Origin of the sequence: Campylobacter sp. MIT 97-5078 (genome assembly GCF_006864455.1) — a bacterium.
In the GTDB taxonomy this organism is placed as follows: Bacteria; Campylobacterota; Campylobacteria; order Campylobacterales; family Campylobacteraceae; genus Campylobacter_D.
Map to the genome: position 1 here is coordinate 66,329 of NZ_QHLK01000006.1, position 20,922 is coordinate 87,250.

The 20,922-nt window shown below is 33.4% G+C and carries 22 protein-coding genes and 1 pseudogene; 13 read left to right on the top strand and 10 right to left on the bottom strand.

The features are described from left to right. Positions 1–11: 11 nt before the first annotated feature. Positions 12–998 carry a UDP-glucose 4-epimerase GalE gene (galE, locus tag DMB91_RS04565; protein ID WP_034906910.1) on the bottom strand — a complete coding sequence of 329 codons (987 nt, stop codon included), beginning with the start codon at positions 996–998 and terminating at the stop codon, positions 12–14. 163 nt (positions 999–1,161) lie between these two features. Between galE and DMB91_RS04570 the strand changes: the two genes are divergently transcribed. Next, the gene (locus DMB91_RS04570) at positions 1,162–2,379 is read left to right on the top strand and encodes a hypothetical protein (protein WP_034906906.1); all 1,218 of its coding nucleotides are present in this window, start codon (positions 1,162–1,164) and stop codon (positions 2,377–2,379) included. A gap of 20 nt (positions 2,380–2,399) precedes the next feature. Continuing rightward, a complete protein-coding gene (locus DMB91_RS04575; protein WP_143116834.1) occupies positions 2,400–3,590 on the top strand; it encodes a replication-associated recombination protein A in 1,191 nt (396 codons plus the stop codon). A 529-nt stretch (positions 3,591–4,119) separates the two neighbouring features. On the opposite strand, the gene DMB91_RS08985 is transcribed toward DMB91_RS04575, so the two are convergent. The 4 genes from DMB91_RS08985 to DMB91_RS04590 form a co-directional block, all read right to left on the bottom strand. Then, complete coding sequence (locus DMB91_RS08985) at positions 4,120–4,986, bottom strand: MFS transporter (RefSeq protein WP_197051035.1); 867 nt, start codon at positions 4,984–4,986, stop codon at positions 4,120–4,122. Beyond that, on the bottom strand, positions 4,986–5,489 hold the full coding sequence (locus DMB91_RS09090; RefSeq protein WP_197051030.1) for an MFS transporter: 504 nt from the start codon (positions 5,487–5,489) through the stop codon (positions 4,986–4,988). Before DMB91_RS09090 ends, DMB91_RS08985 begins: the two co-directional genes overlap by 1 nt. Before the next feature lie 89 nt (positions 5,490–5,578). Next, positions 5,579–5,800 carry a hypothetical protein gene (locus DMB91_RS04585; RefSeq protein WP_143116835.1) on the bottom strand — a complete coding sequence of 74 codons (222 nt, stop codon included), beginning with the start codon at positions 5,798–5,800 and terminating at the stop codon, positions 5,579–5,581. Positions 5,801–6,122: 322 nt separating this feature from the next. Beyond that, complete coding sequence (locus tag DMB91_RS04590) at positions 6,123–6,386, bottom strand: gamma-glutamyl-gamma-aminobutyrate hydrolase family protein (RefSeq protein ID WP_185900260.1); 264 nt, start codon at positions 6,384–6,386, stop codon at positions 6,123–6,125. On the opposite strand from DMB91_RS04590, the pseudogene DMB91_RS04595 reads away from it, so the two are divergent. From DMB91_RS04595 to DMB91_RS04625, 7 genes and pseudogenes are all read left to right on the top strand, one after another. Further along, a pseudogene (locus DMB91_RS04595) lies at positions 6,359–6,523 on the top strand (AAA family ATPase); the annotation flags it as partial. The gene DMB91_RS04590 and the pseudogene DMB91_RS04595 sit on opposite strands and share 28 nt — an antisense overlap. A gap of 270 nt (positions 6,524–6,793) precedes the next feature. Further along, on the top strand, positions 6,794–7,513 hold the full coding sequence (locus DMB91_RS04600) for a gamma-glutamyl-gamma-aminobutyrate hydrolase family protein (RefSeq protein WP_143116837.1): 720 nt from the start codon (positions 6,794–6,796) through the stop codon (positions 7,511–7,513). Continuing rightward, complete coding sequence (locus DMB91_RS04605) at positions 7,510–8,820, top strand: APC family permease (protein WP_034906271.1); 1,311 nt, start codon at positions 7,510–7,512, stop codon at positions 8,818–8,820. Before DMB91_RS04600 ends, DMB91_RS04605 begins: the two co-directional genes overlap by 4 nt. 387 nt (positions 8,821–9,207) lie before the next feature. Next, complete coding sequence (gene ilvB / locus DMB91_RS04610; protein ID WP_034906273.1) at positions 9,208–10,875, top strand: biosynthetic-type acetolactate synthase large subunit; 1,668 nt, start codon at positions 9,208–9,210, stop codon at positions 10,873–10,875. A 10-nt stretch (positions 10,876–10,885) separates the two neighbouring features. Next, positions 10,886–11,089 carry a hypothetical protein gene (locus DMB91_RS04615; protein WP_034906276.1) on the top strand — a complete coding sequence of 68 codons (204 nt, stop codon included), beginning with the start codon at positions 10,886–10,888 and terminating at the stop codon, positions 11,087–11,089. A gap of 65 nt (positions 11,090–11,154) precedes the next feature. Next, positions 11,155–12,150: a ketol-acid reductoisomerase gene (gene ilvC, locus DMB91_RS04620; protein WP_143116838.1), complete on the top strand. Its 996-nt coding sequence runs from the start codon at positions 11,155–11,157 to the stop codon at positions 12,148–12,150. Positions 12,151–12,336: 186 nt separating this feature from the next. Further along, the gene (locus DMB91_RS04625; protein WP_034906281.1) at positions 12,337–13,392 is read left to right on the top strand and encodes an ATP-binding protein; all 1,056 of its coding nucleotides are present in this window, start codon (positions 12,337–12,339) and stop codon (positions 13,390–13,392) included. Positions 13,393–13,529: 137 nt separating this feature from the next. On the opposite strand, the gene DMB91_RS04630 is transcribed toward DMB91_RS04625, so the two are convergent. From DMB91_RS04630 to coaE, 3 genes are read right to left on the bottom strand one after another with little or no spacing between them, the layout of a single operon-like run. Next, positions 13,530–14,240, bottom strand: coding sequence for a glucosaminidase domain-containing protein (locus DMB91_RS04630; RefSeq protein ID WP_034906284.1), 711 nt, complete (start codon positions 14,238–14,240; stop codon positions 13,530–13,532). Then, positions 14,215–14,967 (bottom strand): diaminopimelate epimerase, encoded by a 753-nt coding sequence (gene dapF, locus DMB91_RS04635; protein ID WP_034906287.1) that lies wholly within the window; start codon positions 14,965–14,967, stop codon positions 14,215–14,217. Before dapF ends, DMB91_RS04630 begins: the two co-directional genes overlap by 26 nt. Next, positions 14,954–15,562: a dephospho-CoA kinase gene (gene coaE, locus DMB91_RS04640; protein WP_034906291.1), complete on the bottom strand. Its 609-nt coding sequence runs from the start codon at positions 15,560–15,562 to the stop codon at positions 14,954–14,956. The genes dapF and coaE overlap by 14 nt, the downstream gene beginning before the upstream one ends. 59 nt (positions 15,563–15,621) lie before the next feature. Between coaE and purM the strand changes: the two genes are divergently transcribed. Genes purM through DMB91_RS04660 form a run of 4 tightly spaced genes read left to right on the top strand, consistent with a single transcriptional unit; the run spans position 15,622 to position 18,620 of the window. Continuing rightward, complete coding sequence (purM, locus tag DMB91_RS04645) at positions 15,622–16,611, top strand: phosphoribosylformylglycinamidine cyclo-ligase (RefSeq protein ID WP_034906293.1); 990 nt, start codon at positions 15,622–15,624, stop codon at positions 16,609–16,611. Further along, positions 16,608–17,624 (top strand): glycosyltransferase family 9 protein, encoded by a 1,017-nt coding sequence (locus DMB91_RS04650; RefSeq protein ID WP_034906296.1) that lies wholly within the window; start codon positions 16,608–16,610, stop codon positions 17,622–17,624. The genes purM and DMB91_RS04650 overlap by 4 nt, the downstream gene beginning before the upstream one ends. 2 nt (positions 17,625–17,626) lie before the next feature. Next, positions 17,627–17,836, top strand: a complete 210-nt coding sequence (locus tag DMB91_RS04655; RefSeq protein ID WP_143116839.1) for a hypothetical protein — start codon at positions 17,627–17,629, stop codon at positions 17,834–17,836. After that, a complete protein-coding gene (locus DMB91_RS04660) occupies positions 17,805–18,620 on the top strand; it encodes a glycosyltransferase family 9 protein (RefSeq protein WP_143116840.1) in 816 nt (271 codons plus the stop codon). The genes DMB91_RS04655 and DMB91_RS04660 overlap by 32 nt, the downstream gene beginning before the upstream one ends. Here DMB91_RS04660 and DMB91_RS04665 read toward each other — a convergent pair. Beyond that, positions 18,617–19,867, bottom strand: coding sequence for a putative transporter (locus tag DMB91_RS04665; RefSeq protein ID WP_034906360.1), 1,251 nt, complete (start codon positions 19,865–19,867; stop codon positions 18,617–18,619). The two genes, DMB91_RS04660 and DMB91_RS04665, sit on opposite strands and share 4 nt — an antisense overlap. A 406-nt stretch (positions 19,868–20,273) precedes the next feature. Beyond that, positions 20,274–20,813 (bottom strand): superoxide dismutase family protein, encoded by a 540-nt coding sequence (locus DMB91_RS04670; RefSeq protein ID WP_034906363.1) that lies wholly within the window; start codon positions 20,811–20,813, stop codon positions 20,274–20,276. Positions 20,814–20,922 lie beyond the last annotated feature (109 nt).

The window sequence follows — 20,922 nt, forward strand, 5'->3', positions numbered from 1 at the left end:
TTGTGAGGCTCTTAGCACTTCTTTTCCCATTCATAAGCACTTTTACAAATGAGCTTTAAATCATCAAATTTTGGCTTCCAAGTAGTAAGACTTTTAATCTTATCAGCATTTGAGATTAAAACGCTAGGATCACCAGCCCTGCGAGGTGCAAGTTCTACCTTAAAATCAACCCCACTTACTTCTTTCATTGCTAGAATTACTTCTTTAACTGAAAAACCATGCCCATAGCCAACATTAAAGACATTGCTTTGATTATTTTCAAGATAATCAAGAGCTGCTAAATGTGCACTTGCTATATCATCAACATGGATAAAATCCCTCACACAAGTGCCATCTTTAGTCTCATAATCATCTCCATACACAAAAAGCTTGTCCCTCTTACCAGCTGCACATTCAGCTGCAACCTTGATAAGCAAAGTTGCTTTTGGATAACGTTGCCCTATATCAAAGTCCATGCAAGCTCCAGCGACATTAAAATACCTTAAAATACAGTGTTTAAATTCAGGCTTTGCCATGCTTGCATCGCGTAAAACTTCTTCGCTCATAAGTTTAGAGCGTCCATAAGGATTTATAGGATATAATGGGCTTGTTTCACTAACCACAGGAGTGCTTGGCTCACCATAAGTCGCTGCTGTGCTTGAAAAGATGAATTTATTTACTCCTTCTTCAAGGCAAGTTTGGATAAGGTTTGAAGTATTTGCGGTATTGTTAAGATAGTATTTTAAAGGATTATTCATGCTCTCAAACACCTCAATACTAGCTGCAAAATGCACCACAGCGTCAAATTTTTGCTCCTTAAAAAGCTTTTTTACCGCCTTAAAATCAGCCAAATCTTGCTCAAAAAAGCTGAATTTTCTTAAAGTTTGCAAGGCATCAAGATTGATTTTTGAACCCTTAGAGAGATTGTCTAAAACGCAAAGCTCATGTTTAGTGTCTAAAAACTGCCTTAAGGTGTGAGAGCCTATATAACCAGCCCCGCCGCTGATAAGAATTTTCATGATCTATCCTTAGTTTGAAGCTAAAAGTGTATTTTAACCAAATTTCATTAATCAAAATACAAGCTTAAAAGTATCGTTTTCTTAGAACAAAGTATTCTTTAAGAAGTTTTTTTAAAAAAATATATTAAAATATAGTTTTAGCATTTCACAAAAGGCATAATCAATGAAAAAAAGTGTTATTTTTTTGAGTATAATTATCATTTTGTTTGTTTTATATTTAGCTCAAGTTGCATTTGTAAGGGGACTTAACTTGGAATTTTTTGAGCAAGTTTCAAGCCAATATACGCTGACAGATGTTGAGTTAAAAAAGGGATTTTTTAGTTCTTCTGCGAATTTTATGATCGATGATAAAAGTTTGATACCTTTTGCAGAGCCTACAAGAGTTGAAATTACTTTTCATAACAGCTTTTTTGCTCCAAATACTTTTGTTGCGAGCTTTTTTAGTCCAGCTTCTCTCAAACAAAGCATACAAGAAGAAATTTTTCTGACATTAAGTGGAAAAATCAAATTTAATCAGAGCCTAGATCTTGAATTTAAGCCCACAAATATAAATTTAAAAGAGGGTATTCTTAAGCTTAAGCTTAATGATTTTGTGTTAAAAGCAAATGTCAATAAGAACTCAAGCTTAAATTCTTTTGCTTTAAAGACTAAAGAATTTGACTTTTTATTTATGAAATATTCGCATTTTAAATTTACAAATCTTGCATACGAAGAGCGATTTTCACAGCCTGTATTTTTGCAAGATTATATTGATGCTCAAGGTATTGTTACTTCAAAATCACATTTTAGTGCTGAAAATATAGAGCTTTATGATGATATTAATATCTCAAAAGTTATGATGGAAAGTATGGGGAAAGTGGGTGAAAAGCTAGATGATTTGAGTATAAAGCTTAAGATTGAGGATTTTAAATCAAAGCAAATGCAGCTTAACCTACATGCGATTAACCTTGATACAAATGCTAAAGACTTGCCTAAAGAGCTTTTAATTTCAAGCACTCCTTGGGCTGATTATGAAAGTTTGTTTGATAATGAAGAACTATTTAAGCTTTTTACTCGCTCGAAAGCCGAAATTGTGCTGAATGACTTTTCAGCAAGTTCTAAGGGTAAAAAATTCAAGCTTAATGGCTCGGCAAAAAGCGATTCAAGCAATTTTAGTGTGCTTTTAAACGCTCATAGTGAAATTTTGCCAAGTGTTATTTTTCCAGTGCTTGCTTGGTTTGATATGGACGAGTTTTTTGTGCAAAAAGGCAACGCTTATACGATGAAATATGAGCTTGAGGGTAAGGATGAGAACATCACTCAAATTAAGCTTAATGACGAAGTGCTTGTTGAGGATAGAAACCTTAGTGAAGATAGGGCTTTTGAGCTTTATGAAGAATAAAATAAAAATTATAAGATAAAATGCAAAACCTTGCTCTTTATTTTCGCCCAAAAAAACTTCATGAGCTTTACGGACAAGATGAGCTTAAAAGGATATTTCAAAGCTTTTTGGCTAAACAAAAACTGCCCCATAGCATATTTTTTGGACCAGCAGGGTGTGGGAAAACAAGCTTTGCAAGGGCTTTGGCTTTTGAATTTGGACTTGATTTTTATGAATTTGATGGAGGAAGTTTTAAGCTTGAAGAGCTAAGAAAACTTTTTGCAAAATATGAAAATAGTCTTTACAAACCCTTGATTTTCATCGATGAAATTCACCGCCTTTCAAAAATTCAGCAAGAAATGCTTTTAGTGCCTTTAGAGAATGCCCAGTGTATCTTAATCGGAGCAAGCACTGAAAATCCTTATTTTGTACTTAGTTCAGGCATACGAAGCAGAAGTATGCTTTTTGAGTTTAAAGCTTTAAAACAAGAGGATTTAGAAGCTCTTTTTCAAAGGGTAAAATCAAAGCTTGAGTTCTCAATCGATGAAGATGCAAAGGCGTATTTACTGCATAGCTCAAGTGGAGATGCTCGCTCGCTTTTAAATTTGCTTGAATATGCCTTAGTTCTTGATGAAAAACATATCAGCTTTAAAACGCTTAAAAGCCTAAGAGCAAATGCCTTAAAAGACGGCACAAGCTCAAAAGATACGCATTATCGCTTGACAAGTTCTTTGATAAAAAGCCTAAGAGGTAGTGATGTAGATGCAGCACTTTATTATCTAGCAGCTTTGATTCAGGGTGGAGAAAGTGCGGATTTTATCGCAAGGCGTTTGGTAATCTTTGCAAGCGAAGATATAGGAAATGCTGATTGTAATGCCCTTGTGCTAGCTACTTCTACACTCATTGCAGTAAAAAATATAGGCTATCCAGAAGCTCGCATTATGCTTGCACAATGCGTGGTGTATCTTGCAAGTGCATTGAAGTCAAATTCATCTTACAAAGCTATAAACAAAGCTCTTGCTTGGCTTGATGAAAACGAGCCTTTGCCCATATTACCTTATTTAGACAATAACAATCCAGCTTCTAAAAATTATCTTTATCCGCATGATTTTGGTGGCTATGTCAAGCAAAAATACCTTGTAAAAGACTTGAAATTTTATGAGAGTAGTGGCATTGGCGATGAGGCAAGACTGTTACATAATTTAAAAAGAATTCAAAATCAATCAAAATAAATTTTTGTCAAAATAAAAACAAAATTTAGTCTTAGAAAAATATTAAGATAAATTTAAACTTAATTATGCTACATTGTGCTTATCAAAGTTTAGTTTGAAACTTTGATAAATTTTATAGTCTAAAAAAGGACTTTTATGCTTAAGTTTAAAACTTCTCTTTTACTTCATTTATCTTAGAGGGTATAAAAACGATGATTATAGGGATTTCTGCAAGTATTTTAAAACTAAAAAAAGAAATTTTTAAGAAAAAATACTATCTTAAATAGCAATCCTCTAGCTTTGAAAAAAACGCTTGTCTGTGATCCATTATTACTCCTCGTTTGATGTGGAATTTTAGCTTGTCTTTGCTTTATATTTTATGAAAAAATCAAAAGATTTAATCTTAAAAAATATATTAAGGAATCTTCAAAATTTGTTAAACAATTCTTCTAAATTCTAAGTCAAATACATCTTTTTGTGTATCATTACTAAAAATTTCCAAAAGGTTTAAAAAAAGAATTTGCAATAAACTCTGCAAATTCTTATCAAACTAAAGGTATTTTTTCTTAGCACTAAAATGGCATAAAGTTGAGCAAAGCATACAAAGCACACAAGCACTAAGAAGCATTATAAGTCCGGCATTCCAGCTATCAAAATAATCCACAGCTAAACCTATAGCCTTAGTTCCAAGTGAAGCACCAACTACATAGCTCATAAAACCACGAAGTCCCACACAAGAACCCACAGCAAAAGCAGGCACAACTTCCATAGTTTGAACACTCGCTAAAAATTGTGGTATATACACTAAACAACCCGCCATAGCTGCAAAAAAGATGACTAGGTGAAGATTATTTGAAGTAAAATACCCTATAATCATAAAAAATATTATTACCATAGCAGCGATAGCAGGGGGCATTCTATAACCTTTAAAAAACTTGTCTGAAATGTATCCTGCAAGCAAAGTAGAAGGTATAGCTGCCCATTCAAAAAATAAAAATGCAACACCCATTTGGTCTTTAGTAAAATTTTTAGCATCTGTTAAATATATAGGAAGCCAAGATATGAGTCCAAAACGCACCATATAAACAAAAGTATCCATAAAAGCTACATACCAAGCGTTTTTATTTTTAAGTACATATTGATAAAAGATTTGAAAACTGCTTAAATTTGGACTTTTAACAGCTTTAACTTCCTCATCTTTAATCCCACGCATTAAATTAATTTCACTAATATCAACCAAACCCTCATTTTTAGGACTTCCTTTGACTGCATAAAGCACATAAAGACTGATTAAACAAGCACAAACAGCAGGAATGTAAAAATGGTTTATATGCCAATATTTTTCATTAAATTCTGCTGTACTTACGCCTAAAAAAGCCGTTAGAACAAAGCCAGAAATTGAAATTATAGGAGCGATTACCCCCCCCCTACATTATGCGAGATATTCCATACAGCTGTGTAAATTCCACGCTCTTTCTTAGGATACCAGTTTGCAAGAGTGATAAAAGATGGTCCCACACCCATACCTTGAAATACTCCAAGAGCAATTACAAAGCCCACATAAGCATAAAAAGAATTAAAAAAACCGAGTAAAATATTAATAAGAGCACACAAGATAAGCCCTAAAGCCATATATTTTTTAGGGTCTGCTTTATCGCTTATAACGCTCATCACTCCTTTGCTAATGCCATAAGCTACGAGCATAGAACCTGTAATTGTGCCAATTTCAGATTTTGTAAGCTCGAGTTGGCTTTGTATGAATGGGGTTGAAAGAGTGATATTATTACGCACTAGGTAATAGCCCATATACCCTACAAAAACACCGCTTAAACTCCAAGTTCTCATTCTAAAATAAGTCGGTAAAATTTGCTCTTTAGGAAATTTTACAGCCTTTTGTTTTGGTTTAAAAAAATCAAACATTTTAACCTCCTTAAATATAAAATAAATATATCTTAAACTATGTAGCTTTACAAAGGGCTTAAAACTCTTGTTTTGTAAATATAAAGCCTTTAAAATTCTTCTTGCTGTTCTTGTAATTTAAGCAAAACTATCCCCACTTCGCATTCTATAATCCCTCTAGGGTGTGATATTTTAAGAATACTTGCATTAAAATTTTGCAAATGTTTTTGAACTAAACTATTTTCTATCAAGCTTGCCATTCCTATGTAAACCGTGCCTGTTGCCACAATAGCTATATTTTGCTTCGTTTTTCCACCCATAATCTCACACAAAAATCAATCCAAAACTCTTTTTTAGGCAAATTTTGTTCTAAAAAGCAAACTCCTGCTCATTCCTCTCCATAAATGCTGCACTTAATTTCTTTCATCGTTTTTTTCATTTTTTATTTGTTTGCAATAAAAGCTTTTTTATCTTAAATTGTATCTCTATGCTTATGTTTTTGACTTAAAAATCAGTATTTACTTAAATAAAATTAAGTTTAATTGTTTATTATCGTAACATTTTTTGAATTAGAGGAATTTATGAAGTTTTTATAGTTAATTTTGTCATTAGACAATAATATGAATTCGATCAGCATTTATTAAGTATGATTCTTCATTTACTTGGTAAAAAATTTGATAAAAAGCTATTTTCAAGTATATCTACACGATGTGTCGCAAGGCTTGGTTTTTGCTTTTGCCTGTGTTTTAAAACATTCAATTTTGCATAGCTTAAGTCTTGATAAAGCGTGCCACCAAAAAAGACATTTAAAATTTGCATTCCTCTACAAATCCCAAAGATAGGGAGCTCTTTTTTCATGGCTTCTTCGATGAGCTTAAACTCAAATTCATCTCTTTTTTTACACAGCTGTTCAAGCAAGGGCTTTGGCTTTTGAATTTGGACTTGATTTTTATGAATTTGATGGAGGAAGTTTTAAGCTTGAAGAGCTAAGAAAACTTTTTGCAAAATATGAAAATAGCCTTTACAAACACTTGATTTTCATCGATGAAATTCACTGCACTTGAGTTCTCAATCGATGAAGATGCAAAGGCATATTTACTGCATTTAAAAAGAATTCAAAATCAATCAAAATAAATTTTTATCAAAATAAAAACAAAATTTAGTCTTAGAAAAATATTAAGATAAATTTAAACTTAATTATGCTACATTGTGCTTATCAAAGTTTAGTTTGAAACTTTGATAAATTTTATAGTCTAAAAAAGGACTTTTATGCTTAAGTTTAAAACTTCTCTTTTACTTCATTTATCTTAGAGGGTATAAAAACGATGATTATAGGGATTTCTGCAAGTATTTTAAAACTAACAAAAGAAATTTTTAAGAAAAAATACTATCTTAATGTAGGCTATGTTAATAAGCTTTTAGAGTGCGAGGAAAAAGATTTAGCTGCTTTTATCATACCCTTTTGCGAAAAAGAAGCCATACAATCTTTGCTTGCAAATACAAGTGGAGTGATTTTAAGCGGAGGCTTTGATATTCATCCAAAATTTTACAAACAAAGTCCAAAGCCCTTGCTTGAACAGCTGTGTAAAAAAAGAGATGAATTTGAGTTTAAGCTCATCGAAGAAGCCATGAAAAAAGAGCTCCCTATCTTTGGGATTTGTAGAGGAATGCAAATTTTAAATGTCTTTTTTGGTGGCACGCTTTATCAAGACTTAAGCTATGCAAAATTGAATGTTTTAAAACACAGGCAAAAGCAAAAACCAAGCCTTGCGACACATCGTGTAGATATACTTGAAAATAGCTTTTTATCAAATTTTTTACCAAGCAAAATCAAAGTTAATTCCTTTCATCATCAAGGCATTGATACGCTTGCAAAGGATTTTAAAGTCAGTGCAAAAAGTGGCTTAGTTATCGAAGCTATAGAATATCAAAAAAGTAAAAATTTAGTCTTTGGTGTGCAGTGGCATCCTGAAGTGATGAAAGATAAACATTCAAAGGCTATATTTCAAGCCTTTGTGAATGAATGCAAGAAAGGAGAAAAATGAATTCAAAATTAGGATTTTTAAGTGTTGTGCTATTAGGTTTTAATGCTATAGTAGGCTCTGGGATATTTTTACTTCCTAATAAAGCTGTGGCTTTAGTCGGTCCTTTTGCTCTTGTGGTAGTGATTTTTGTAGCTTTGCTTACCATTAGTATAGCCCTTTGTTTTGCTGAAGTTTCTGCTAAATTTGAAAGAAATGGCGGAGCTTATGTGTATGCTAAGGAGGCTTTTGGCGAATTTGTGGGCTTTGAGATTGGTTTTATGAAATGGGCGATTGCTATTATCGCTTGGGCGACTATGGCAACGGGTTTTAGCGAGGCTTTAGGAGCTTGGGTGTATGGTAACTTAGAGCTCCCAGTAATTTTTAAGGCTATAGTGGCTTCAAGCTTGGTTTTAGCTTTAACCTTGATGAACTTAGCTGGTATTGGCTTGTCAAAATTCTTTAATAATCTCATTACACTAGCCAAACTTACTCCACTTTTAATCTTCATTTTCCTGTGCTTATGGTTTGTGAAAGCCGAGAATTTTCAGCCTTTTTTAGTGCTTGGACATTCAAGCACTGGCGAGATGCTAAGTTTTTCAGCTGCATTTTCATCGGCTGCTTTGGTTATTTTTTACGCATTTACGGGTTTTGAGTCTTTAGCTATTGCAGCTGAAGATTATAAAAATCCTAAGAAGGACCTGCCACGAGCTATAACTTGGGTGATGATTATAGTGTGTGTTTTTTATTTACTTATTATTGGCGTGGCTATTGGAATTTTAGGGCTTGATTTGGCTGGAGAAAATGCTCCTATTGCTGCTGCTTTTGATAGGATTTTTTCAGGATATGGAGTGAGTATAGTTGGTATAGGAACGCTTATTTCTATAGGAGGCATAGCCACAGCCTCATCAATTCTTACACCAAGAGTAGGACATGCTCTAGCAAGTGATGGTTTAATACCAAAGATTATCGCATATAAAAACAAGGCTCAAACTCCTGTTATTGCTATTATTATCACCGGAATTTTAACCCTAGCTTTAGTCCTTTATGGCACTCTTATAGGAAGCTTTGCTGTGCTTGCTGCAATTAGTGTGATCTCAAGATTTATCCAGTATGTGCCTACTTGTCTTGCTGTTTTAGTGCTTCGCAAAAGAAAAGACTTGCCACAAAGTAGCATAAAAGTGCCTGGCTTCGTGCCTATTGTAGCAATTATCATTTCTTTTTGGCTACTTATAAATGCAAATGGCGAACAGCTTATCATAGGGCTTGGAGGCTTAGTTATTGCGGCTGTGTTTTATGCCTTTGCTAAATTAGCCGGAAAGAAATTTTAAAAAAAGAGTGGTTTTAAACCGCTCTTTTAATTTTTATCAAAAATTAAAAGCCTAAAAACAAAAATGTAACACAAGCATAAAAAAAATATAATTTTAAGCTTAAAGTGTAAAAAAAGTGCTATAATTTAATCTTAATATCTTTAAAAGGAGAAAGCAATGAGTGCATTTAAGCAATGCTTTTCTAAGCATCAACAACATTTACCAAATTTCAAAAGTCAAAAATTTTCTTCAATTATCCTTCACCTTCTTCTGATTGACATTATTGTCGTCAAATAATTCCCTTTTTTTAATTATTTTTTTTATTATCAGTTTTTTAGCTGGTTGCGTTTTTCATCTTTTTTTGATGATTTTATATTTTAAATTTAAGTTTATTTTTTAAGGAAAGCAATGAAATTGCAAGGTTCACAAATTCTTATGGAAATATTGCTAGAAGCAGGGGTGGATACGATTTTTGGTTATCCGGGTGGTGCTGTGCTTGATGTGTATGATACGCTTTTTTCATATCAAGATAAAATCAAGCATATTATGCCAGTTGATGAGCAAGGTGCTGGATATGCAGCTGATGGCTATGCTAGAGCAAGTGGAAAAACCGGTGTGTTTATCGCTACAAGTGGTCCAGGTGCGACAAATCTCATTACACCTTTAGCCACAGCTTATATGGATAGCACACCTTTGGTTGCAATCACCGGAAATGTCCCAAGTAAGCTTATCGGTAAAGATAGTTTCCAAGAAGTGTATATACAAGGTATAGCCATGCCAATTACCAAGCAAAGCTTTATGGTGTGCGATGTAAATGAACTTGCTTCTATACTAAGGCAGGCGTTTGATCTTGCGAATGAGGGCAGAAAAGGTCCTGTGCTTGTGGATATCACTAAAGATGTGTTTCAAGCTTTGGCTGAGTTTGAGCCACAAAAACCCTTTAAAAAACCCTTTTTGCAATATGACAAGAACGAGCTTTTAAAGTTAAAAAGCCTCATAGATAAGGCAAAAAAGCCCTTGCTTTATGTAGGTGGTGGTGCAAAAGATGCGTATAAGACTTTAAGGAAATTTGTAAAGCTTGCGAATTTGCCTTTTGTGCATACGATCATGGGTGCTGGTGTGCTTGATGATGAGAGCTTAAATATAGGTTGGATAGGTATGCATGGTAATATCAGTGCAAATACACTCATCAACGAAGCTGATTTAATAATCGCTGTAGGAGCAAGATTTTCTGATCGCGTGGCTTTGAAACCGAGTCATTTTGGCGTGAAAGCTAAAAAGGCTCAAATTGATATTGACAAAACCGAACTTGGCAAGAATGTGGCTTTAGATTGTGCTGTGATAGGGGATTTAAAACATATCTTAGAAGAACTTTGTGCTTTAAAGTATGAAAACAAGCATGAAGCTTGGCTAAAACAGATTCACAGAACAAAGGCAAAAGAAAAGGCTGAATTTGACGCCTTTGAGCATCAAGAACTTGCCGGCTTGATAAGCCCAAAAGAAGTGATTGAGTTTATCAGTCAAAGTTGTGAGGCAGATGCTATTTTTACAACCGATGTGGGACAGCACCAAATGTGGGCAGCTCAATACCTCACACATAAAAACCCAAGAAATTTTTTAACAAGTGCTGGACTTGGAACTATGGGCTTTGGTTATGGTTGTGCTATAGGAGCAAAGCAAGCCTATCCTCATAAACAAGTCATTCATTTAAGCGGAGATGGCTCGTTTTTAATGAATTTAAATGAAGTTAGCACAGCCGTAGAATATAAGCTACCTATCATTTCAGTGATATTTAACAATTCTACGCTTGGAATGGTGCGTCAGTGGCAAAGTGCATTTTATGAAAAGCGATATTCAAGCACGGATATTCGCAAAAAAATAGACTATGTAAAAGTAGCTGAAGGCTTTAATGCTAAGGGCTTTAGCTGCAAGAGCATAAAAGAGTTTAAAGAAGCCTTTAAACTTGCTTTAAAAGAGAAAAAACCGGTATGGATAGAGTGTATCATCGATAAAGACTTAAAAGTTTTACCAATGATACCAAGTGGAAAAAGTGCTGATGAAATCATCACAAAATAAAGGAAAAACAATGAAAAATTTACACATACAGCTTGCAAAAAACGATGTAAGCTATCTTGCAAGGATTATGCTTGTGTTAAGCCAAAATCAAGTTGCATTAATCAAGCTTGAATTTAATGAGCTTGATTTGTTTTTAACGCTTAAAGAATGTGACGATTTCTTGCTTAAACAGCTTGAAAAACTCGCTCATACAAAAAGAGTAACACTACGATAAGGAGGAAAGAACGATAAAGAAAAGATTGTATAAAGGTCAAATTTCACATTTTAAAAGGAGAAAAAATGATACAAAAATACTATGACAAGGATTGTGATTTAAGCTTGCTTAAATCAAAAACGATCGCCATTATAGGCTATGGTTCTCAAGGACACGCTCACGCTTTAAACCTCAAAGAAAGCGGTGTAAAAGTTGTTGTGGGCTTAAGAGATACAAGCTTAAGTGCGGTTAAGGCTAAAGAGGCAGGACTAGAGGTTTTAAGCGTGAGTGAGGCTGTGAAAAAAGCTGATCTTGTGATGATACTTGTGCCTGATGAGTTGTGTGCTGATCTTTATAAGGCTGAGGTTGCGCCTTTTTTAAAGGAAGGCGATATACTTGCTTTTGCACATGGTTTTAATATCCACTATGCTCTCATAGAGCCAGCAAAAAATATCGATGTAGTGATGATAGCACCAAAAGGACCCGGACACACCGTAAGAAGCGAATATCAAGCGGGCAAAGGTGTGCCAAGCTTAATCGCTATCTATCAAGATTTTAGTGGCAAAGCCAAACAATATGCCCTAGCGTATGCAAGTGGCATAGGATCAGCACGAGCTGGTATCCTAGAGACTTCATTTAAAGAAGAGACGGAAACTGATTTGTTTGGTGAGCAAGCTGTTTTGTGTGGCGGGGTAACTGAACTCATGAAGGCTGGTTTTGAAATTCTTGTTGAGGCTGGATATGAACCTGAAATGGCGTATTTTGAGTGTATTCATGAGATGAAGCTTATCGTTGATCTTATCTATGCAGGTGGCTTTACAGCGATGAGAAATTCGATCTCAAACACTGCTGAGTATGGGGATTATAGAACAGGTAAAAAAATCATCACAGATGAAACAAAAAAGACGATGAAAAAAGTGCTTGAAGAAATACAAAATGGCACTTTTGCAAGCGAATTTAGCACTGAATTTAGATCTGGAAGAAAGGTTAAGTTTAATGCTACAAAACGTCTAGAAAGCGAACATCAACTTGAAAAAGTAGGCTTAGAGCTTAGAAAAATGATGAGCTGGATTAAACGTTAATTAAAAATTAAAAACTTCCCAAGCATTATTAAAGCAAGGTGCTTGGGGGAGTTAGGCTTTGAAAACTAAAAAACTTGCACTTATCTTAATTTAAAGCAAACTCACCACAACTACTTTATTTTTTTTTCGATCTCAATTCAAAATTTTTAATTTTTGGCTATAATTTCCTTTTTAAAAGGATAAAATTTGAAAATTTTAAATTTTTTTTATGAAAATCCACCGGAATTTAAAGAGCTTTTTGAACGAAAAATTCGCCTTAATAGCAAGCATACTTTGCTATGTGGGGCATTAAAAAGTGGAAAAAAGGCTTTGATCTTAAACTATTTGAGGGATTTTAAGACTGAAGAGTTTTTGTTTTTAAATTTTAAGGATTTAAGGTTTAGCTTACAAGCTTTAGAAAATTTAGAAATTTTTTTGCAAGATAAGGCTATTAAAATCATCGTTTTTTATGGTATTGATGTAAATTTTAAGTTTGATTTTTCAAAACTTTTATCAAGGTATCAGTTTATCTTAGCAAGCGAGTTTTTAAGCTTAAATTTCAAGGATTTTGAAAAAATAGAGCTTGATTTTTTAGATTTTGAGGAGTTTTTAAGCCAAAATAGCATCAAAGATGCCACCAGCTCACAACTTGGCAATTACTTGCAAAGTGGAAGAGCAAATTTAAGCGAAAACATAGAGTTAAATGATTATCTGCAAAGCTATTTTACTGCCCTTGAGCTTGAGATTTTTAAATTTATAGCCTTACATTTAGGACTTGAATTTAGTGTTAATGCTCTTTATACCAAACTTAAAAAAGAAATGAAAATTTCAAAAGATAAGCTTTATGAGTGTATTAACTTGCTTTGTCAAAGGGGTTTGATTTTTTTTGTTCCTCATCATCAAAAACGACTTAAAAGGACGTATTTTACGGACTTTGCTTTTAAAAATGCTTTACTGATACAAAGGGATTTTTCAACGCTTTTTGCTAATCTTGTATTGTGTGAGCTTTTTAAATTTAAACAGCCCATTTTTTACACCAAAGAATTTGATTTTTATCTTGAAAAAAGTAAGATAGGCTTTATTTGTAGTGCTTTGCAAGATATTGATTTATTGCGTTTAAAAGCTCAAAAAATTTTACCAAAGGTTTTGGAAAAAGAAATTTTTCATGTGGTTTTTATTACGCTTTCATCACAAGATCAGTTTTTTGAGCAAGGCGTAAAATTTGAGATCGTGCCTTTTGAAACTTGGGCTTTGAGCTTTTAAATTGTTATGAATTTAAAAGCTTGAAAAGTATTTTTAAAGGGAAGTTAAAATAAATTTGAAGTTTTTTAAAGTCCATCCATCTCCTATCTTTTTCATAACAATCATTTAAAAGCAAGCAATATTTCTTTTAAATACTTTTAGTCCAATAAATAAAGCTTATATTTTTCGATCACATTTTTGAGAATTTTTTCGTATTCGCCTTTGATTTCTGAGTAATTATGTAAGGTTTTAATTGCTTCTAAACCCTTAAATTCACGCCCTTCTTGCAAAGCTTTGAAACGTTTTATTCTAAACTGCTCATATGCAAAATGTCTGTTGAGATTTAAAAGATATGAATCAACGCTTTCTTGCAAACTATCAAAGATCTTGATTTTGTGTGTTTTACCACTTTTTCTGTGCTTTGGCACTAAGCCTTTTTCACCCCAAGTCCATTCGCCAAAAAGATTATTTGCTTCCCTTGCAAAACGGCTTGTGCCTGTGCCACTTTCAACCAGAGCTTGAGCTATGCCCATGGATTTTGGCACTACGCCTATGCGTTTTTGATACTCTTTAAAATCAAAAAGATTTTTCACTTTGTATTTTTCTTTGAGTGCGATGAGTGTTTGAAGTTCTGTTTTGCTGATATTTCTAAAGCCAGATTTAGCATGTGTTTCAAAGAATTTTTTTATAAAGACTTGTTCTTGCGTGATTTTTTCAAAAGAATGATCAAGCAAGGTGTTGATTTTTTCGATAAAAACCTTTCTTTTTTCATCAATGCTTAGTTTATAATATTCTTTATCAAAACCAGCTTCAAAGGCTAAAACAAAGATAGGCAAGCAAAGCTTAAGAAAAATTATATTGAGCTTCAAAACAATACCTCACCTTTCCTTGAAAAAATATATTTCCCTCTTCATCAAGTTTAAGGTTTAATTCTTCCTCGCTTTTCGGTAAAACTTTGATATTTTTTTCAAGCTTGCCTTCCAAAACTCCAAGATAAAAGCACGCTGCCATACCCGTGCCACAAGCTAAGGTTTCATTTTCAACACCTCGTTCAAAGGTTCTTACGCGTAAAAGCTTTTTATGTTCTATCTTGGCATAATTTACATTTGCATTGTATTTTTCACGCAAAAGCTGACAAGTTTTAAGATCAAACTCGCTTAAATTCTCGCAAAAATACACTAAATGAGGCACACCAGTATCACAAATTTGCCACTTTTTACCTTTAAATTCAAAGCTTTGTTGTGTATTTTTTGCTTTTGTAAGTTGAGTTTGAACATTATCTTCTTGAATATATGCTTTTATCACCCCAGCCTTTGTTAAAAAGCTTAAATTCGGCTTCATTTTTAAGATATGACAGGCAAAGTGAGTAGCGGCTCTTGAGCCATTGCCACACATTGCAGGTTCGCTTCCATCACGATTATAAAACTGCCACTCAAAGTCATATTTTTTATGCGGTAAAATAACTATAAGTCCATCAGCTCCTATGCCACTATATCGGTTACAAAGCTTGATAGCAAGCTCTTTAAAGTTACCTTTTTTATCACTATAAAAAAGCACAAAATCATTTCCGCTCGCACAATACTTATAAAATTTCATTTTTACCCTTGTTTAAAAGCTTGATTGTATCAAAAAATTCCTCGCAGTTTTGTTTAAATTCCTCTAAATCTCCCTCGTTTTTGATCACAAAATCGGCAAGCTCAAGCTTTTTTTCAATATCCATTTGAGCTTCAAGTCTTTGTAAAGCTTCTTTTTCACTCAAAGTATCTCTTTGTATTAAACGTTTTAAACTGAGTTCTTTAGGGGCGTAGATTAAGATACTTTTTCCAAGTTCAAAATATGCTTTTGTCTCAAAAAATAAAGGCAGTTCCACAAAAATGGGACTAAAATTTTTTAAAAGCTTAATTTGTTTGATGATTTTGGCTCTGATTTTAGGGTGTAGAAAATTTTCAAGTTTTTCTTTGGCAAAATGATCGTTAAAAACTATATTTGCTAAGGCTTTTCTATCAATTTTTTGCTCTTTTATCAAGCTTTTATTATCAAATAAATCAGCGATTTTTAAAGCATTTTCATCTAAAAGTTCATGAGCTATTATATCTGCACTAAGCACCTTAAAACCTTTGTTTTTGGCAATTTGAATAAAAGTTGATTTACCGCAAGCTATGCTTGCTGTTACAAAAAAAACTTCGCTCATTTAAGCCCTTTTAAAAATGCTTTTAGTTACAATAACCTTTTAAATTTAAGGAAATGTAAATGAAAATTTCATATGAGCAAGCTGGAGTAAGCATAGATAATGGCAATGCCTTTGTAGAAGCCATCAAGCCTTTAGTAAAGCAGACTTTTTCGCCTCAGGTTTTAGGTGGCATAGGCTCTTTTTCTGGAGCTTATGAACTACCAAGTGGCTATAAAAAGCCTGTGCTTTTAGCTGCAACTGATGGGGTTGGCACTAAGCTTCGTTTGGCAATTGATGCACAAAGATACGAGAGTATAGGGCAGGATTTAGTGGCTATGTGTGTGAATGATCTGATTTGCAATTTTGCTACACCTTTGTTTTTTTTGGATTATTATGCTACGGCTAAGCTTGATTTAGCTGTGGCAAAAAGTGTGGTTGGTGGTATTGCAAAGGCTTGTGAGATGGCAGGGTGTGCTTTAATAGGCGGTGAAACAGCTGAAATGCCTTCTATGTATGCACCAAAGGACTTTGATTTAGCTGGTTTTGCTGTAGGCATGGCTGAAAAAGAAGAAATTGATAGACGCGGTTTTGTTAAAAATGGTGACTTGCTCTTAGCTCTGCCAAGTTCTGGGCTTCATTCAAATGGGTATTCTTTAGCTAGAAAGGTGCTTTTTGAAGCTTTAGGGCTTAAATTTGATGATATGATCGAGGGTAAAAAACTTATTGATATTTTGCTTGAGCCGACACGAATTTATGTTGAAGACTTTTTAAAGCTTAAGCCTTTTATCAATGCTTTAGCTCATATCACCGGTGGAGGTTTGGTAGAAAATCTGCCACGAGTGTTTCCTAAGGGCTTAGGAGCAGTGATTAGAAAGCACCACCTTAAAACCCCTGAAATTTTTTATACTATAGGTAAGGCAGTGGAAGAAAGTGAAATGTATAGAAGTTTTAACATGGGCGTAGGACTTGTTCTAGTTGTTTCGCCAGAAAATGTTTCAAAAGTACTTGAAAACACAGACGCTTTCATCATCGGCGAAGTTGTTATCAATGAAGGCGTGGTGCTTGAATGAAAGAGCCAAAGGTTATTGCTTTTGATAGAAGATTAGGAGTAGGGGACATCATCTCATCTTTACCTGCTTTATATGTGATAAAGCAGCTTTATCCAAAGGCTAAGCTTTTGCTTTTTACGAGCAAGGTTGGTTTTTATCTGTGTAAAAATTTTGATTTTATTGATCGAATTTTTTTACAAGGGCTTGAATTGACTCAAAATGATGAGAATTTGCCACAAATCATCGATGAATATAATATCGATACGCTTATTCTTGCTCATAGAACGAGCAAAAATATCAAATTTGCCAAGCAAAGCAAATGTAAAAATATCATCACTTGGTGGCATTTACACACACTTTTTTCACCTCGTTTCAAACACCCAAAGCATATCAAGCGTTTAAAAAGACTTGAAATTCAACGTTGTTTGGATTTAGTAAGGATGATTGATCCTAAGCTTTATGATGCAAAGATAAAAGAGTTTGATCTTAAAACTATGCCTATACAAATTCAAAGTGATAGGGAAAATATAGAACATATCAGTGCTTTTTTAAAGCCTATACAAAAGGACTTTAAGTATATTATAGGTTTGAGTTGTTTTGGAATTTCTTCGGCTTATTATAATCTTAAGATGAGTGATTGGATAGTGCTTGTAAAGGCTCTAGCGGGGCGTTTTAAAAACTTTTTATTTATTTTTATGAATTTTAAACAAAGTGGTTATGAATTTGAGGATTTTAAAGAAGAAAATATTAAAGTTTTTAATAATGATGAAAATTTACTTCATCTTGTGGAGCTTACAAGAAGATTAAAGCTTTGCATAAGTCTTTCAACAGGCAATATTCACATAGCTGATAATCTTAAAATTGACACTTTAGGCTTTTATCCACAAACTGATAGTATGCTTTTTCCTTGTGGAAACTATGGGGGACATTTTGATGCACTTTTCTTGCCAAAAGACTGGCACAATGAATACGAATTTTATAAAGATGAGTTTTATAAACTCGCTCAAGATATTTTAAGTAAATTTGAGGAGTAGTGGTGCAAAATATAGGTTTTTTAAATGATATACAATCTATAGGGGATAATGCGACGCGTTTTAAGGCTTTGGTCGCTTTAAGAAAGCTTTATCCACAAAGCAAGATCATCTTTTTTGGGCGTCGTTATTTTATGGATATGTTTTTTTACTCTGAAGTGGTAGATGCGTTTGTAGCGATAGATGAGCTTGTGGGGGGGGGGGGGGTTAAGTGATTTTGAACTTGATATTTTGCTTCTTGCAGGGTATAAATACGGCGATATGATCAGTCTAGCTCAAACAAGCAAGGCAAAAAGAATCATTGCTCCAGCTTATTTTCAAACTTTTTTTGCAAAGAGAGTAGAGGTATTTTTTTACAATCAACTTCGCCCTCACAGAGAAGTGTTTAAAGCTCTTGAGTTAGTAAGAAGGATCGATAAAAAACATTTTGATGAAAATATTTCAAAGATTGATTTTAAACACCTTGCTTTAAAAACCCTGCCTAAGCATAAAAGATATATTGACATACTTTTTAAAAGCTTTCAGGCTGAACAATTTAAGTTTATCGTAGGGATCAATGCTTTTGCAAATTCAGCTTATAAATTTGTCCCTCAAGATTATGCGTATTTAGCAAAGGATTTGGCACGCGAGTTTCCGCAAGTGCTTTTTGTAATGATGAGCTATGATAAAAATCTGATAGAATATAAAGAATTCGAAGAAAAAAATATCCAAATTTTTATAGGCGATAATGAGTTTTTTCATCTTATCGAGCTTACAAGTAGGCTTGATATGCTTATAAGTCCAGATACGGGCAATGTGCATATAGCTGATATATTTAAAGTAAGCATACTTCAAACTATGAAAACGAATTTAAGACTTAAATGGGGTGGAGGAAGCTGGGGCAATGAATGTCAAATGCTTTTGTTGAATAATAAATGGATTAAAAACTATAACAAACTTAAGTTTCGGTTTAACAAATTAGCCAAAGATATGATAGTTAGGCTTTTAGATAAAGCCTAACGCTTTTTATAGGCGATGTTTTTTTCAAATTCTTTCAAACGTTTGTATATACTTCTAAGTTCTGTGATTTTTGTCCAATTCGTGATAAAGACACTAAAAGAACTTCGCACCTGATCAAAGGCATTATTCATCTGCATAACTATGCCAAGCCCTATAGCACCAACAAAAAGCGAAGGTGCCATGATTAAAAGTGGCACGATAACGATCATTTGTTCAAACAAAATAAGCCAAATATTAAAATACCCATAATGCAAAAAAAGCCTTCTATAGTTAAACTTAAGCCCAGTGAAAAGCTCAAGCATAGTTTCATTTTTAGCGTAGTTTTTACGATCATCTTCTGCATAGACAAGCTCTTTTCTAAAGGCTGCTTCTGCTTTTTGATTGTTATACTCAAGTCCGGGTAGTTTTATACCTACAAACCACGATATAATTAAACCTCCAACAGATAACAAAAAGGCTATATATACCAAAGAACCCTCAATATCCCTTAAAATAGGCACATTCACAGACTTGCTTAAAGCCCAAAGTATGGGGATAAAAGCGATGAGTATCATCACAGCTCGAACAAAGGCAAGTCCCAAGCTTTCAACTATCTTTGAGAAATTATAAATATCTTCTTGAATTCTTTGAGAACTGCCCTCGATATTATCATCTTTATTTTTCCAAAAACGCAAGTATTCAAAAGTCATCGCTTCACGCCATTTAAAAGCATATACACTTGCAAAATAGATATTAATCGTAGCAACCAAAACATAAGGTATAGCGATAAATAAAAAAATCACAATCAAAGCATAAAAATCCTCTATAGTATAGCTTTGTTTATCTAAGCCATTTTCGCCAAAATGACTTTTTGTGAGGCTTTTGTAATACTTCATCGCTAAAGCATTTAAAAAGGTGGTGTTATCATCATTTTCATTTTGCTTAGTTTTTTGCTCATCTTGCTTGCTTGTATCTTTTTCAAGGCTAACATTGCTTGCATTGTGTTCTTGTTTTTTATTTTCTTCATCTTGGGTAGAGTTTTTTTTGGCTTGAGTACTTTGTGAAGAAGTTGTAACTTCGTTGTTTTCATCGTTTGAATGTTTTAAAGCTTTGATTTGTGGCTTTTGCAAGACATTGTAAAAATCTTTATACCATTCATTTATGGCAACATTAAGATTGGTTTGTACATACAGACAAAAAAGTAAAAAAAATAAGCCCAAATAAGCCCACAAAGTCCATTTTTTAGAAGCAAAAAACGCTGAAAACATTTTTTTCCTTAGTGTAAGAATGTAAAGTGCTATTGTAGATAAAAAAAGCTAACACATATCAAAATTTGTATTAAAAGCGTTGATTTTGAGCATATTTTTGTGCTATTGCGTAGAGTTTATTTTTATAAAATTTTAATTTAAGAGTAAGATATAATGAGATAAAATTAGGTTTTTGATTTAAGTTTAAAAATAATTTTAACAAAGGCACAGAATATTTTTTTAGATAATCATTTTTATTTGATATGATAAATTAGATATTTTGTATGTTTTTATGATGATTTTTTAGACAGAGAAACATTTTTTTTGAAGATATTTTTTAATTTTTTAAATCATCTTAAAATTGTAATTAAAAATAAGCCTAACTTCAAGTAGCCTTTTAAACCACTTGAAGTTAAAATTTTTAGGATTATTTAATCACACCGCAAGCCATTCTAGCTCCGCCACCGCCAAGCGCAGCTGGATGATCGCTGTGATTGTCTCCACCAAAGTGGACCATTAAAGCATGTTTTTTGAGCTCATTTAAGTTTTTAATCTTCGGTGCTAAAACAGGATTGTTTGCGTTACCATCTTTATCAACATAAAGTGCTGGCAAATCGCCTTTATGCCCTTTATCATCCCAAGGAAGTGAATGTCTTTCTGTTTTTTCAGGATCCCAGTGTCCCCCAGCTTTCATACCTAAGCCTTTATCAGTTGCTCCACAATCTGCGTTTTCATGCACATGAAAGCCGTGAATTCCAGGTTCTAAGCCTTTAAGTTGTGGAAAAAATGCCACTCCATAAGCTGTTTGCACAGCGATGACTTCTCCAGCGTTTTTGTTCTTTTTTTGATCTAAAACTTGCATTTTAATCACTAAATGATCCTTAACTGATTTTGGATCAAAAACCTCAGTATTCGCAGCAAAAAGCACAGAGCTTGCCAACACAGAACCTAAAAGAATTTTTTTCATCATTTTTTCTCCTTTGAATAATTTTAAGGTAGTTCCATTATAATATTTTTTATTAAATAGTTATTTATATTATTTATTTTTTTTAACAAAAAAATGTTTCTTTGAGTGA

Bases quoted from the DNA above. Each gene is read 5' to 3' on its own strand.
- galE (WP_034906910.1), bottom strand. From the start codon at position 998: ATGAAAATTCTTATCAGCGGCGGGGCTGGTTATATAGGCTCTCACACC.
- DMB91_RS04570 (WP_034906906.1), top strand. From the start codon at position 1,162: ATGAAAAAAAGTGTTATTTTTTTGAGTATAATTATCATTTTGTTTGTT.
- DMB91_RS04575 (WP_143116834.1), top strand. From the start codon at position 2,400: ATGCAAAACCTTGCTCTTTATTTTCGCCCAAAAAAACTTCATGAGCTT.
- DMB91_RS09090 (WP_197051030.1), bottom strand. From the start codon at position 5,489: ATGTTTGATTTTTTTAAACCAAAACAAAAGGCTGTAAAATTTCCTAAA.
- DMB91_RS04600 (WP_143116837.1), top strand. From the start codon at position 6,794: ATGATTATAGGGATTTCTGCAAGTATTTTAAAACTAACAAAAGAAATT.
- DMB91_RS04605 (WP_034906271.1), top strand. From the start codon at position 7,510: ATGAATTCAAAATTAGGATTTTTAAGTGTTGTGCTATTAGGTTTTAAT.
- ilvB (WP_034906273.1), top strand. From the start codon at position 9,208: ATGAAATTGCAAGGTTCACAAATTCTTATGGAAATATTGCTAGAAGCA.
- DMB91_RS04615 (WP_034906276.1), top strand. From the start codon at position 10,886: ATGAAAAATTTACACATACAGCTTGCAAAAAACGATGTAAGCTATCTT.
- ilvC (WP_143116838.1), top strand. From the start codon at position 11,155: ATGATACAAAAATACTATGACAAGGATTGTGATTTAAGCTTGCTTAAA.
- dapF (WP_034906287.1), bottom strand. From the start codon at position 14,967: ATGAAATTTTATAAGTATTGTGCGAGCGGAAATGATTTTGTGCTTTTT.
- coaE (WP_034906291.1), bottom strand. From the start codon at position 15,562: ATGAGCGAAGTTTTTTTTGTAACAGCAAGCATAGCTTGCGGTAAATCA.
- purM (WP_034906293.1), top strand. From the start codon at position 15,622: ATGAAAATTTCATATGAGCAAGCTGGAGTAAGCATAGATAATGGCAAT.
- DMB91_RS04650 (WP_034906296.1), top strand. From the start codon at position 16,608: ATGAAAGAGCCAAAGGTTATTGCTTTTGATAGAAGATTAGGAGTAGGG.
- DMB91_RS04660 (WP_143116840.1), top strand. From the start codon at position 17,805: ATGAGCTTGTGGGGGGGGGGGGGGTTAAGTGATTTTGAACTTGATATT.
- DMB91_RS04665 (WP_034906360.1), bottom strand. From the start codon at position 19,867: ATGTTTTCAGCGTTTTTTGCTTCTAAAAAATGGACTTTGTGGGCTTAT.
- DMB91_RS04670 (WP_034906363.1), bottom strand. From the start codon at position 20,813: ATGAAAAAAATTCTTTTAGGTTCTGTGTTGGCAAGCTCTGTGCTTTTT.